12 protein-coding genes and 1 pseudogene are annotated in these 13,419 nt (G+C 71.0%); 5 read left to right on the top strand and 8 right to left on the bottom strand.

Translation table 11 applies throughout. The annotated features are described in order from the left end of the window. Positions 1-32: 32 nt before the first annotated feature. A complete protein-coding gene (locus tag J2N69_RS00550) occupies positions 33-605 on the top strand; it encodes an EF-Tu/IF-2/RF-3 family GTPase (protein ID WP_230898899.1) in 573 nt (190 codons plus the stop codon). A 6-nt stretch (positions 606-611) separates the two neighbouring features. On the opposite strand, the pseudogene J2N69_RS00545 reads toward J2N69_RS00550, so the two are convergent. From J2N69_RS00545 to J2N69_RS00535, 3 genes and pseudogenes are all read right to left on the bottom strand, one after another. Then, positions 612-965, bottom strand: a pseudogene (locus tag J2N69_RS00545) (IS5/IS1182 family transposase); the annotation flags it as partial. Positions 966-1,097: 132 nt separating this feature from the next. Continuing rightward, positions 1,098-1,616, bottom strand: a complete 519-nt coding sequence (locus tag J2N69_RS00540; protein ID WP_230898898.1) for a DinB family protein — start codon at positions 1,614-1,616, stop codon at positions 1,098-1,100. A 130-nt stretch (positions 1,617-1,746) separates the two neighbouring features. Beyond that, positions 1,747-3,075: an amidohydrolase family protein gene (locus J2N69_RS00535; protein WP_230904526.1), complete on the bottom strand. Its 1,329-nt coding sequence runs from the start codon at positions 3,073-3,075 to the stop codon at positions 1,747-1,749. Between the two features lie 946 nt (positions 3,076-4,021). On the opposite strand from J2N69_RS00535, the gene J2N69_RS00530 reads away from it, so the two are divergent. The 4 genes from J2N69_RS00530 to J2N69_RS00515 all read left to right on the top strand — a co-directional run bounded on the left by J2N69_RS00530 (position 4,022) and on the right by J2N69_RS00515 (position 7,887). Next, complete coding sequence (locus tag J2N69_RS00530; RefSeq protein WP_230898897.1) at positions 4,022-4,864, top strand: GntR family transcriptional regulator; 843 nt, start codon at positions 4,022-4,024, stop codon at positions 4,862-4,864. A gap of 191 nt (positions 4,865-5,055) precedes the next feature. Next, on the top strand, positions 5,056-6,513 hold the full coding sequence (locus tag J2N69_RS00525) for an MFS transporter (protein WP_230898896.1): 1,458 nt from the start codon (positions 5,056-5,058) through the stop codon (positions 6,511-6,513). Between the two features lie 252 nt (positions 6,514-6,765). Continuing rightward, entirely contained in the window at positions 6,766-7,461 is a 696-nt protein-coding gene (locus tag J2N69_RS00520) for a L,D-transpeptidase family protein (protein WP_230904525.1), read from the top strand. 201 nt (positions 7,462-7,662) lie between these two features. Then, the gene (locus J2N69_RS00515; RefSeq protein WP_230898895.1) at positions 7,663-7,887 is read left to right on the top strand and encodes a DUF6199 family natural product biosynthesis protein; all 225 of its coding nucleotides are present in this window, start codon (positions 7,663-7,665) and stop codon (positions 7,885-7,887) included. Positions 7,888-7,915: 28 nt separating this feature from the next. Here the strand turns inward: J2N69_RS00515 and J2N69_RS00510 are convergent, their stop codons facing one another. From J2N69_RS00510 to J2N69_RS00490, 5 genes are all read right to left on the bottom strand, one after another. After that, positions 7,916-9,625 (bottom strand): ABC transporter ATP-binding protein, encoded by a 1,710-nt coding sequence (locus J2N69_RS00510; protein WP_230904524.1) that lies wholly within the window; start codon positions 9,623-9,625, stop codon positions 7,916-7,918. A 114-nt stretch (positions 9,626-9,739) separates the two neighbouring features. Then, positions 9,740-10,807, bottom strand: a complete 1,068-nt coding sequence (locus J2N69_RS00505; RefSeq protein ID WP_230898894.1) for an LLM class flavin-dependent oxidoreductase — start codon at positions 10,805-10,807, stop codon at positions 9,740-9,742. Then, a complete protein-coding gene (locus tag J2N69_RS00500; protein ID WP_230898893.1) occupies positions 10,804-11,238 on the bottom strand; it encodes a lasso peptide biosynthesis B2 protein in 435 nt (144 codons plus the stop codon). The genes J2N69_RS00505 and J2N69_RS00500 overlap by 4 nt, the downstream gene beginning before the upstream one ends. Then, complete coding sequence (locus tag J2N69_RS00495; RefSeq protein ID WP_230898892.1) at positions 11,235-11,492, bottom strand: lasso peptide biosynthesis PqqD family chaperone; 258 nt, start codon at positions 11,490-11,492, stop codon at positions 11,235-11,237. Before J2N69_RS00495 ends, J2N69_RS00500 begins: the two co-directional genes overlap by 4 nt. Continuing rightward, the gene (locus tag J2N69_RS00490) at positions 11,489-13,321 is read right to left on the bottom strand and encodes an asparagine synthase-related protein (protein ID WP_230898891.1); all 1,833 of its coding nucleotides are present in this window, start codon (positions 13,319-13,321) and stop codon (positions 11,489-11,491) included. The genes J2N69_RS00495 and J2N69_RS00490 overlap by 4 nt, the downstream gene beginning before the upstream one ends. Between the last annotated feature and the right edge of the window lie 98 nt (positions 13,322-13,419).

The raw sequence follows: 13,419 nt of genomic DNA, 5'->3' as shown, positions 1-13,419 counted from the left end.
GTTGATGGCTGGTCGTTGGGAAGGGAGCCCAGATGGAAGCGCCGGGCAAGCCGTTCCTGATGCATATCGGAGATATCTTCTGGCAGAGCCAGGGCAGGGTGGTCATACTGACCGGCCTGATCGAGCGCGGGCGGGTTCGTAAGGGCGATGCGGTGGAGATCGTCGGTTTCGGTGGGACCGCACTCGTCGCCGTCGAACAGATCGAAGCTTTTCACCGGTATGTCGACAAGGCGAGTGCAGGCATGAGTGTGGGCCTGTTGATACGTGGGACGGCGTTCGGCGAGGTGGAGCGGGGGCAGGTGCTGGCGGCACCTGGTTCAATCAGTGGACACGCCCGTTTTGCTGCGGACATCACGCTCTTGTCCGACGAACATGTTGCTGCTGAAGTTCGCACTGGTGAGCGACTCCGTTTCCACTTCGGCACCGCCGCTGTAGCGGGTGACGTGATGCTTGCCGGGAGATTGGATGTCTTGCATCCTCTCCACCGGGGTGACGTGACGATCACGCTTGAACGGCCTGTTGCCCTGGAGGAAGGGCAGTCCTTTGCTTTTCGGCACCGCGGACGGGCTGCTGGCTCCGGGCATGTGATGCGTCTTCTCGACTGAGCGTCGTCAATGGAGCCTGAGCCGAATCGTTGCGGCAGTGACCGTGCCGTGGAGGACGTAGACGCGCTTGTCGAAGCGTGTCGCTACGGCGCGTGATCCCTTGAGGGCATCAATCGTTCGTTCTGCCTCGTTCCTGCGGGCGTAACTGGCCCGGTCGAACCCGGCAGGTCTCCCGCCCTTGCTGCCACGCTTCTGTCGATGGGTGCGCTGCTCCCGGCGCTCGGGAATGGTGTGCTTGATGTGTCGGCGGCGCAGGTGACGTCGGTTGCGGCGGGAGCTGTACGCCTTGTCGACGCTCAGGTAGCCGCGCCGAGTGCGAGGATGACCGCCGGCCGGGCGTGGTACGCGACACTCTTCCACCGCCCGCCCCGTCCTGCGTTCTTCGGCAAGTGCGGCTCCAGTCGAACCCACTCCAGGTCTGTCAGATCGCCCCGCCCCATGTGGGACAGAACGATCCGGGAGCACGCCCGCCCCTGACCCACCGGACACGGCCTAGTAGTACCCCTTCGTGCCGTCGAGCAATTCCCGCACGATGTCCGCATGCCCCGCATGCCGTCCGGTCTCCTCGACGAGGTGAATGAGCATCCAGCGGAGGTTGGCGTTGGCGGAGCGGTAGCCCGGGTGGCGACCGATGTCATCCAGGGAGGCCGCGGCCACGATCTCGTTGCTTCGGGCGCACTGGACCTCGTATTCCGACAGTAGTTGCTGCAGCGTGACGCCGTCGTCGGTACGCCAGTCGGCGTCCTCATCCGTCTCGTCGAAGGCCGGGTTCCGCGTCTCGTCGCCACCAAGGAACAGCACCTCCAGCCAGGTGTGCTCGACCCATCGCATGTGGCTGATGAGCCCGGCCATCGTCATTGCCGGCGAGGTCGGTACGACGGAGCGGTGCGCATCCGCCTCGCTCAGCCCCTCACACTTGTATCGCAGAATCTGCCGCTGGAGGTCCAGCCAGCCTATGAGTGCGGTGCGTTCGTCGGCATGAAAAGGAGGGCGTTCAAGTGCAGGGGTCATGCCTGGGGACGTTAGCGTGCCGGGTCTCCGACTGTCGCGACAATTTTTCGGCGGGACACGGCAACGATCCTCGCCCGGCTGGGCGTCGCCGAGGCGGGCGTCGGCGGCCGGGCCAGGCTGGGGGCCAGCGTCAGGGGCGGGGGCTCCGTGGGTGGCGGGAGGTGCCGTCCGGGTCCGGGTCGACCCGCTGGATGCGGGCGCGCCGCACGACTCTCGGGCCCACCTCGGCGGCCTCGCGGACCAGTGCGGGCCCGTCCCAGTCGGTGGGCCAGCCGTTCCACAGCCGCAGCTTGCCGTCCACGAAGACCGCGGTGATCTGGTCGCGGCCGGCCAGCCGGACCAGTTCCCATGACAGGTCGTAGGACGGCGTGAGTTCGGGCACCCGGAGGTCGACGAGCAGGAAGTCGGCCGCCTTGCCGACGGCGACCTCGCCCGTCACCTCGCCGAGGCCGAGGGCGTCGGCACTCAGGCCGGTGGCGTGGGTGAGCCACGTACTGCCGGCGCCGCACGAGGAATCGCCGGACATCATGCCGTAGGCCAGGCGTTGGGTGCTCTCCGCGGCGTCGACCAGGCGGAAGCCGTCACCGCGGGTGCCGTCGGTGCCGGTACCGAAGCGGATGCCCATGGCCCGCCACATCAGGGCGTGTGCGACGGCGTTGCCCTTCCAGGCGCTGGCCACCGGGTTGTAACTGAGGGCCGCGCCGGTGTCGGCGAGCATGCGCATCTCATCGGGGGTGAGGAGGGTGGCGTGGGCGCCGAGGGTGTGCGCGTTGAGGGCGCCGATGTGGTGCAGATAGGACACCGGGCGGCGGCCCACGCTCTTGAGTGAGCGTTCCACGGAGGCCAGGTGCTCGTTGACGTGGATCTGGAAGACCGCGCCGGCGTCCGCACACAGGTCGGCTGTCTTCTTCAGCACCTCGGCGGTGGCGTTCTCGGGGACGGGTATCGCCAGCGAGGGATGGATCAGCCGGGAACCGTGGAAGCGCTCCAGGTGCTCCTTGCCGCCCTCGCCGTCGGAGACGACCTTTGACAGCACGCAGCGCAACCCGGCCTCCTCGGTGGCCTTCGCGACGACGCCCACGTCGACGGGTGCGCGGGTCCCCGCGTCGGCGGCGGTGGTGAACCCGCCGCGCAACGCCTCCAAGGCCGCGAGCTTCGCCGAGAGATGGGCGCTCTCCTCGTCCAGGGCGTGTTCCAGCGGCTCCCAGACGGTCTTGAAGATCTCCGACGGCTGCCCGAACGCCTGGGCCTTGCCGAAGCTCTGCGTCAGGTGGTGGTGGGCATCCACGAAGCCGGGCATGAGCAGGTGGCCCTTCAGCCGTACCGTACGGGCGTCCCGGTGCGCGTCGGTGAGCTTGCTGACCGGCCCGACGGCCCGGAAGGTGCCGTCCTGGACGAGCACCGCACGGCCCTCGACCGGGCCCTCCGGCAGCAGGACCACATCCGGTACGAGCAGCAGCCGCTTGGCACGGAAGTCCTCCGGGGTGAAGGCGCCTTGGTCGGCGTGATCGCCGCCGTCGGCACGGGCGCCGTCGTCGCCACGGGCGTAGCGATCGCCGTGACCATTGCGGTCAGCGCGACCTTCGCGAACGCCCTTACGTTCTCCTCCAGCGGCGGCCGCCGGTGCTGCCCCCGTGGCGCCCAGTAGACCGCCGGCCCCGGCCAGCCCGGCCCCGACGACGAAGCCGCGACGCCCCAGGCCCCGCGTCCCGCCATCCGCGCGTTCCACCTCCGGCCGCACGCCCGCCCCTGCCTCCGCGTCCGCCGCTTCGAAGTCGGGGGGCGTCGGCCCCGCGCCCACCGCCTGGCCTCCCCGTCCCGAACCCGCCCCTTGGCTCCCGCATCTCGTGTCAGTCGACGACGGCTCTCCTGTGCCCGCTGCCTGGGCCCTTTGCCTCGCGTCCTTGTCCAACCGCCCGTTGTGCCACGCCTCCTGCACCACCGCACGCTCCTTCGTTTCCGCACAGGTGAGGCCCGGCCGCGCGGGCGGCCGAGCCGGGGCGCCGACCCTAAGTGAAGTCCGGGAAGCGGAACAAGAGTTTCGACACAAGGAAATGGAGGGCGAGGTTCGAGGCGAGCGCTTGACCGGCCACACTCCATGGCGCCGACGTGGCGGCTGGGTGGCGCAACGGGTCCGCGTAGCGTGCCGCGCCGCACGTCACGAGCATCGCCGCAGGTCAGAATGGGTGGCGTAACTTCCAGGAAACATCGGCGCCCTAGGTTGAGCGGACGCCGAACGGGCCGGGCCCTCCGCCGAAGACGGACCGTCCCGTCGGCCATGCTGCTTCACCCCGAGTACGGGCACGATCCCGGACGCCCGGCCGGTACGGCCGGCGGATGCCGAGGGGCACCGGCCCCGGCGTGCTCTCCCGTCCGTCCCCGGCCCCGACGCGCAGGGAGGTCCCATGAACGCCTCGCCCACCGAGCCCGCGCCTCTGGGCACCGACAAGAGCGGCCGCTCCGCGCCCGGTTCGGCACCGGAGAACCGGCGACGCACCCGGGCGGACCGCGCCCGGCAGGTCGCGGAGGTGCTGCGCCGGCAGATCGCCTCCGGAGCCTTCGCCGCAGGCCTGCTGCCGAACGAGCGGGTGCTGATCGCCGACTTCGCGGTCTCCCGCAACACCGTCCGCGAGGCGCTGGGCGTGCTGCGCGACGAAGGAGTGATCGAGCGGCGCCAGGGTGTGGGCACGGTGATCGTGCGGCGGCCCTACGAGCACACGTTGGAGCGGTTGACCGGCCTGGCCGAAACGCTGCGCACCCATGGCGAGGTGGTCAATCAGGTGCGGGTCGCGAACCTGATGCGTCCGCCCGGCGAGGTGGCGCGCAAGCTGCACGTACCCGACGGCGGACGAGTGGTCTACATCGAACGGCTGCGGCTGCTGGACGGCGTGCCGCTCTCCTTGGACCTGACCTACCTGGCCGCGGACATCGGGGAGCCGCTGCTCGCCGCCGACCTGGCCGGACGGGACGTGTTCGGACTCATCGAGCAGTCCACCGGCGGTCGGCTCGGCTCGGCGAGCGTCACCGTGCACGCGGTGGGCGGTGACCCGCACACGTGTGAGCTGCTGGGCATCCCGGCCGGCTCGGCGCTGTTCACCGTCGAACGGCTGACCCGGTTGCCCGACGGGCGTCCGGTGGACCTGGAGTACCTGCGCATCCGCGGCGACCGGCTGGCGTTCCGCGCCGAACTCGTGCGCGCCGCCGCCCCGGAGAACGGCGCCGTACGGCAGACAGGAACCGAACGGTGAATCCCGACCCCGAGACCACAGGCGGGGCGCCGCCCGGTCCCGTCGAACCTACGGAGCAAGGCACGGCAAGCCCCGCCCCCGCCCACAAGAACCCCGTCCACCAGAACCCCGCCCACCACGCCCCCGGCAACCAAACCCCCCAGCCCCAACACCCCGCACATCAAGGCCCCGGCCCGTCAACCGTCGCCGTGATGTGTCTGTGCGTCACCTTGGTCGTGGGCATGGTCTCGGCCGTGAACCTCGCGATCCCCGCGCTGTCGCGCAGCGCGCTGCACCCGTCGGCCGAGTCGGTGATGTGGGTGGTCGACGGGTACGTGGTGTTCTTCGCGTGCCTGCTCATCCCGGGCGGCGCGCTCGCCGACCGGCTCGGCCGCAAACCGGTGCTGGCCGCGGGCATGGGCCTGTTCACCGCCGGGTGCATGCTGTGTGCCGTGGCGCCGGGTATCGGCACCGTGATCGCGGGCCGGGTGGTCAGTGGCGTGGGTGCCGCGGCGGTGCTGCCGACGACGTTGGCGCTGATGGTGGGCGGTGCGGCGGCGGACCGCAGGCCGCGGCTGGTGGCGGTGTGGGCGTCGATGACAGGTGTGGCGGCCGTGCTGGGCAACGTCGGCGGTGGGGCGGCGGTGCAGCTCGGTTCGTGGCGGGCGTTGTTCTGGTGTGTGGTACCGCTGTCGGTGGCGGCACTCATCCTGGTGGTGGTGTTCTCCCCGGCGCCACCGCGGCATGACCGGCCGGTGTCGATGGTGTCCGCGGGCCTCTTGACGGCCGGGTTCCTCGCGCTGCTGTCGGGCATCGTCTCCGGTCCGCAGTCCGGCTGGGGCAGCGCGCGCGTACTGGCCGGGTTCGGGTCGGCGGTGGTGCTGCTGGCGGCCTGGACCGGCTGGGAGCTGCGGCGCGAGCATCCGATGCTGGACCCCCGGCTGTTCACCGTGCCGGTGGTGCGGGCAGGGGCGGTCGGCATGGCACTGGCGTTCGTCGGGATGTTCGGCCTGTTCTACGTCAACGGGCAGTATCTGCAGTACGCCAAGGGCTACTCCCCGCTGGGGGCGGGGGTGCGGCTGCTGCCGATGGCGGGTGCGCTGCTGCTCGCGCCGCGCTGCACGGCGGCCCTGGAGCGACGCGCCGGCGCGCGGGGGACGCTCGGCTTCGGACTGGCGGTGCTGGCGGCCGGGCTGGGCACGGTGTCGCTGGTCGGCCCGAGCACCCCGTACTCCTTGTACGCGCTCGGGGTGACGCTCACGGCGGCCGGTTGTGGCCTGGCGACACCGCTGCTGTCGCACGGCATGATGTCCGCGCTGCCGACGCACCGGGCCGGGGTGGGCTCCGGGCTGCAGAGCCTGGCGCGGGAGCTGGGCAGCGCGCTGGGCGTGGCGGTCAGCGGCAGCGTGGTGGCCGGGGCGTTCACCGCGGGCCTCCCCGCATCCCTGCGCGGGCCCGGAGCGCCGACGACCGTTCCCGCCGCCGAGCAGCGCCTGGCCGCGCAGGGGCTGACTTCGCCCGGCCTACGGCACGCCGTCGTCACGGGCTTTACGGACGCCCTCGACACCGCGATGCGCGTGCTGGCCGTACTGGTGGTGGCGGTCGGGGTGCTGGTCGTCGCTTGGTACCCGAGCCGACAGCCGTGGGCAGCGGACGGACAGGACGGGTGAGCGCGGAAGCGGGCGTTCTGACACAGGCCGGAGCGCACATGTTCGACCAAGGTCGCTACGCGTGGTCGCCCGGGGCCGGAACGCGTGGCCGGACCCCGGTACGGCCGGCGGCCGATGCGGTCCTCGGCGCCTGGCGGCAAATCGCCCCCGTTACACACCTGTCTCAATTTGTCGCGCAACGAACCGTGGGTACTCGTTGTCCAACAGGCGGGATCGACCCGCGGATGAATGACGAACGAGGGGCAGGCAGCAGTGGGGGACATACGCAGACGAGGAGCCGTGGCCCTGGGGATCACCGCGCTGGTGGCCCCGCTCACGGTGGCGCTCGGCGCGGGCAGCGCGCAGGCCGCGTCGTGCTCGACGCAGACCGGGCCGTACCAGAAGCAGATCGAGAAGTTCCTGGGCCGCCCGGTGGACGGCAGGCAGTCGGCGGCCGACTGCAAGGCCATCAAGGCCTTCCAGACGACACACAAGATCACCCCGAACATCGGGTACGCGGGCCCCGTCACCTGGGGCGTCATGGACCTCATGAACAAGCAGAAGGCGGTGGGCGACAACCCCAACAAGGCGGGCAAGTGCCCGACCGACAAGGGGCGCATCGCCTGTGTCGACCTGACGCTCCAGCTCAGCTGGATTCAGGACGGCAAGAACCTCAAGTACGGCCCGGTCCCGGTACGCACCGGACGCAACGGCCACGAGACCCGTACGGGCCTCAAGAAGGTCTACTGGCGGGACATCGACCACGTGTCGAGCCTGTACGACGTCCCGATGCCGTACAGCCAGTTCTTCGACGGCGGCCAGGCCTTCCACTCGGTCGGCATCAGCGTATGGTCCCCGCCGGGCTCCCACGGCTGCGTCAACATGACGAAGAAGGACGCCGTAAAGTACTGGAACACGCTGCGCAAGGGCGACGAGGTCTTCGTCTACGGCCGCAAGCCGGGCACCTGACCCGCGGCAGGCGCCCCACGCCCGGTCCGGCGACATCGAGCCGCACCGGGCGGTGGGCGGGTAGGTGAAGTCCCGCCATTCGACAGCGGGTAGGCGTGCCCAGAAGCCGGCACCCGACAGAACCAGCCAACCTTCGGAGGCATGCGTTCTGCTCAACCTGGTTATACGGGAAGAAAGTTGAGCGAGAATGGGGGACCTTCGATGAGCGCGCTGACCATAGTGTTCCTGAGTCTGTTCGTGGTGATGGGGCTGGTGCAGGTCGTCAAGCCGCAGTGGCTGTGGAGGATGAACCGGCCCCTCCAGGCCCCCTTCGTCAAGGACTACGACGCCACCGAGCCCTCCCACGCCGGGTACGTGATGATGCGCGCCACAGGCGTGGTGATGCTGGCGGCGGCGGTGACGATACTGATCGTCGCCGTCCGCTAGGCACGTGAGGAGGAAGGCCGACAACGGATCAGACAAGCAGTTGGGTGCCCGCGAGACGTCGGTACAAGGTGTCCTGGACGAGCAGCTCCTCGTGGGTGCCGGTGGCACGTACCCGGCCGGACTCCATGACCACGATGCGGTCGGCCTTGGTCACGGTGGACAGGCGGTGCGCGATGACGAGGACCGTCGTCTCGCGCGCCACCTCCACGATGACATCGCGCAACGCCTGCTCGTTGGCGGCGTCCAGCTGGGACGTGGCCTCGTCCAAGAGGAGCAGTCGCGGACCGCGGAGCAGGGCCCGCGCGATGGCGACACGCTGGCGTTCACCGCCGGACAGCCGCGTTCCCCGGTGACCTACCGGGGTGTCGAGCCCCTGCGGCAGCGACCGTACGAACATGTCCAGGCGGGTGCGGACGAGAACGTCGCATATCTTCTCGTCGGTGGTGTCGGGTGCGGCGAGCACGAGGTTGTCGCGCAGGCTGCCGGAGAGCACCGGGGCGTCCTGCTCGATGTATCCGATGCGGGCGCGTAGTTCCGGCAGCGGGATGTCCAGGATGTCCCTGCCGTCCAGGAGCACTCTGCCCGAGGTGGGTTCGTAGAAGCGCTCCAGCAACGCGAAGAGGGTGGACTTGCCCGCGCCGGAAGGACCGACCACGGCGGTCATGCCTCGGCCGGGCACCGCGAAATCTACGCCGCGGTGGACGTCGGGCAGGTCGGGCCGGTAGCGGAAGACGACCTTCTCGAAGACGACGGCCACCGGGGCACCGGTCACGGCGGCCGCCGCGGTCGTGGTCGGCCCGCGGTACGCCACCGGGGCATCGCCCTCGCAGGCCAGCTGGTCCACCTCGCGCAGTCGGGCGACGGCCGCCGCTCCCACCTGGAACTGGGTGGCCGCCTGGATGAGCTGGGAGACCGGTTCCGTCAGGTAGAAGAGGAAGAGCAGGAAGGCGACGAGGGTCGACACGTCGATGGCACCCGAGGCGACCCGGGCTCCGCCGATTCCCAGGACGGACAGGAACGAGAGCTGGACCGACAGCCCGGCCGCTGTGCCCATCACCGCCTGCCACTTGGCCGCCCGCACGCCGTGCCGCCACGCCTCGTCGGCCGCCCGGCGGACGGCGGCGGTCTCGCGTTCCTCCGCCCCGGAGGCCTTCACCGTCCGCAGCGCCCCCAGGACCCGTTCGAGTGCCGAGCCCATGGCGCCCACCGCGGTCTGCGCCCGGACGGTGGCACGGGAGATGCGGGGCATGGCCGTGGTGACCACCGCGCTGACGAAGAGAGTCACGCCGACCGAGACGCACAGCAGGACGGGGTCGAGCAGGCCCATCATGACCAGCACGCCGACGAGAGTGAGGGTGCCGTTGGCCGCCGAGATCACCGACTGGGTGGTGACCTGCCGCAACAGCGTGGTGTCCGAGGTGACGCGGGCCAGGAGGTCACCGGGCTCGGCGCGTTCGAAGTCGGGCACCTTCAGGCGCAGCAGCCTGCCGATGAGCTGGTGGCGGGCCCGCAGCACCACCGACTCGGCGGTATGGGCGAGGACGTACTGGCTGAGCGCCCTGAGTGCGGCGCCCAGCAGGACGAGCGCGGTCAGCAGGGTCAGTGTGCCCGCGACCTGGTCGTGTCGTGAGAGGTCCTCGATCAGCGCCTTCGCCGCGAGCGGCTGGGTGAGGACCGCCGCCGCCCCGGCGAGCCCGAGCAGCCCGCCCAGGGCTATACGTCGGCCGTGCGGACGCATGTGTTCCAGCAGCACACGGCCCGTCAGACGAGCGGGTACGGGCGTCGGTCGCGCCGCCGCCCTCGTGGGACCAGGCGCCGTGTCACGTACGTGTGTGGTCACGGTGACCGGACCTCAGACCGTGATCCGGGCGCGGGCGGCGCCGACCCGGTGCCGTACGGCCGGGAAGACCTCGGTGGCCAGCCGCTCCAGGTTGTGCAGCACGTCTCCGGTGTCCGCCGCGGCCTCGACCTGGCACATCACCCGCGTGCAGCCGGAGGTGCGGATGTGGTGCGCCAACCGTTCGACGCACGTCTCGGCGGAGCCGACGGGGTGTGTCGACAGGAGTGTGTCCGCGAGGTGCTCGATGTTCGCGGCGGAGACCGGTGGCGGTGCGGGAACGGCGTCCCCCAGGAGGCGGCTGGGGTGGTTGTTCAACGAGAGGATGAAGCGCGCACGGTCCCGCATGAGCCGCCTGGCGTTCTCGGGTGCGTCGCAGACCTGGGTGAACACGGCGAACGCGTGACCCGCCGCTGGTTTCGGGTGTCCGCCGCTCAGCCGGCGGCGTTCGTAGAGGGCCACCATCTCCGCCTTGGCCTCGGCGCTCTTGTCGAAGAACAGCATGAGGGGAAGTCCCCGGTCGGCGGCGAGTTCTATCGACGCGGGGGAGCCGGCCGCCACGTACACCGGAGGGCCTGACGAGGTGTGCACGGGAGGTGTGAGGCGGACCGCACTCAGGGCCGGGTCCGCGGACACCTCGCCGCGCAGCGCGCCCAAGAGGCGGTCCAGCGGACCGGCCAGCCCCGCCCGCCAGGCCGCGAGCCCAGGGCCCAGCACGTCGTACTCCACGCCCGGGAAGCCGCGACCCACGCCGAGCGAGAACCGGCCGCCGGACAACTGGTCCAGCAGCGCCGCCTGTTCAGCCGTGTGCACCGGCGAGTGCAGCGGCAGCACTGTCACCGCGGTGCCCACACGCAGGGTTTCGGTCTTGGCCAGCAGGTACGCGGCGAGGGTCAGCGCCGAGGGGTTGACGGCCGTGTCGAGGAAATGGTGCTCGGTCACCCATACGTCGTCCAGGCCCAGCTCCTCCGCCCGCCGTGCCACCTCCACGGTACGGGCCAGGACCTCGGCCGGCGACTGACCGGGGTGCCGGTCGGTGGCCAGGGTGACGCCGAACCTGAGGCCTTCTCGCTCGTCCGTCATGCGTCCCCCCGGTTCCCGCTGGGGGCGGGCACCCGCATCAGTGTCCGGAAGTACTGGATGTCCTCACCCTCGCCCACGGGCCGGCCGGCCACCTCGACCCAGGCGTGGGCACGGAAGGGCTGCGTACGCACACCTGTGCACCAGTCCGGCCAGTGCCCTGCGGCACGGCACATCAGCGCGGTGGCCACGGAGCGCTGCAGGCAGCCCTGGCCGGCGCACTTGCTGCTCACGGACACCACGGCCTGGCGGCAGCGCAACGCCTCCACCTGGGTGGCGGGACGCGCCCCGCGCGCGGCGGTGCCGAGGGCGCGACGGAGCCTGGCGGGCGAGAGCCTGATGAGGAACCACGCCGCGGTCACGGCGGCTCGGGCGAGCAGACGTGTGGTGAGCGGGACACATGTCCGCCGCTCCGGTACGACCGAGAAGCTCATGCCGTCACCAGCCCTGCCTTGAGGAGGTGTTCGAGCAATCTGTTGACGTCGGCGGTCAGACGCGTGGTGTCCTGGGAGAAGCGGACGCCGAGTTCGTCGACGACCTCCGCGATGCCCTTGCCCTCCCGCAGGGACCGTACGACCGCGGCTCCGGTGGCGTTGAGCATCCAGTACCGGCCGGTGGTCTCGTGGAGCAGCACCATGCCGTCGTCGGTGTCGGCCGCCGTCACATGCGGGGCGAGTGAGTAGCTCATGCGGCTCCTTGCTGTCGGCGCACACGTGTCCGCGCCGCTTCGACCGAGCGCAGCCACGATTCGCAGGCGAGGGTGGCGACCACGGGAATGAACGTGCGGGACATGGCGTGCGGCGTCAGCAGCGCGGCGCGCACGGCGGCGCCGTCCACCAGGCCGAGCCGGGCCAGGCGCATGTCCTCGGTCAGCGCGAGCAGTTCGGCCTTGTGGCGCCGGACCCCTGCGTACACCTCGGCACTGGCCTCGCCCTTGGTGGTGCGGTCCAGGAGCGGGTCGGGCACAACACCCCGCATCGCGGCCGCGAGGACCGGCTTGGCGCGCTCGACCCTGACGCGGTCCGCGAGACGCACGGACAGAGCGGCGTCCACGACCTGATCGTCCAGGAAGGGGGCGTGGTACGCCACGCCGGACCGGGAGGTGAGCCGGTCGGTGAGGCGGATCTTCGCCCCGCACTGCCGCACGCCCTCCAAGAGTTCGTGCTGCACGGCCTCCGGAGCGTACGGCGAGGTTTTCCCGGCGGCAGCCTCCCGCAGGAGACCGGCGGCCAGTTCGACCGCCTCGGGGGTCGCCCACGACGGCAGCCTCGGATGGGCTCCCCAGCCGGTGAAGGGCTCGGTGGGCCCGCCGACGGGCAGCGTCAGAGATGTGGACGCCGTCGCGAGCCACTGGGGGTAGGACGGGGCACGGAGCAGGTTGCGCACCATCGCGCCGAGCGGCCAGCGGTACATGCTGCGGGCTGCCCGCAGATTCCGCACGGAGCGGAGCCCCTCACTGCGGGCCAGCGCGTGGTAGAACGACGGCGCCGGGCTGAAGAGTTCGTCGCCCCCGTGGCCGGTGAGCTGAAGTGACACGCCGTGGTCGGCCAGCTGCCGTGCGACGTGGGCGGCGACCGCCTTCACCCGGCTCCACGGGTACGGTGCCTCCAGGTCGTCGTCGTAGGCGAGTTGGCCGGTGAACGACAGGGGAAGCTCCTTGGCGGCCAGTACGACGGACTCGGCGTCCGGCATCGACGCGGCGGCGCGTTGAGCCCACCGGGCGTCGTCGTGGGCGGCGTCCAGAGCCTCTCTGCGCACCGTCACCAACCGCCCGCAGCCCTCCTGACGGTAGGTGAGGAAGGCGAGGCTCGTGGAGTCCATGCCGCCGGAGAGGTCGCAGCCAAGGGTCGGGCTGTTCCTGGTGCGCGCGGTGGCCGCGCCGTCCAGCGCGCCCCGCACCCGGCGCGCGCCCTCCGCCAGCGTAAGCTCCGCGGGGGGAGGAGCCCACCAACGCATCGCCCTGTGGCTGCCGTTGGGGCGTATCCGCAGGTAGTGGCCTGGGGCGAGGCACTCGACGCCCCGCCACACCGGGCGTCCGGACAGCGGCCAGGGCCGGTACGACAGGAGGTGTCCCGCGAGGGTCCGCTCGTCGACGTCACCGCCGATCCCGGCGGCGAGGGTGTCCGGGCGGTCGGCCGCGCACGTGACACCGTCGATCGTGGCGTAGAAGACCTCCCGTACACCGGACAGGGCACCCTGCACACGTATCTCCCCGTCGAAGGAGGCGATCGAGTGGTGGCTTCCGGGGACGGACCGGAGGAAGACGTCCAGCGCGGTGACGTCGCCGCTGCCCGAGAGGGAGCGCAGGAGTTGCGCCGAGGTCGTGGTGAAGCAGCCGAGCAGCACCAGGTTCCTGCGGCCGAGCGAGACCGTCAGTATGTCTTCGGCACCCCACGTCCCCATGATCCACGGACGCCCGGAAGCGTGGGTGACCACCTTCGCCTGCTCGGGGTCCGGAAGCAGCGCGCGGCCCACCGCCGCACCGTCCTGGTTGTCGGGAAGAACGACGAACTCCACTTGCCCCCCACTGGCCGGAACGACGGAACTCCTCAAGGAAATCCGTGTGTGCTGGGCGGCGCGGACGTCGCCCCACACACACGGCTCCTCCCTCCAGC

This window comes from Streptomyces huasconensis, from assembly GCF_021028635.1.
GTDB classification, from domain to species: Bacteria; Actinomycetota; Actinomycetes; order Streptomycetales; family Streptomycetaceae; genus Streptomyces; species Streptomyces huasconensis.
This window is presented reverse-complemented; position numbering and strand designations above follow the sequence as displayed.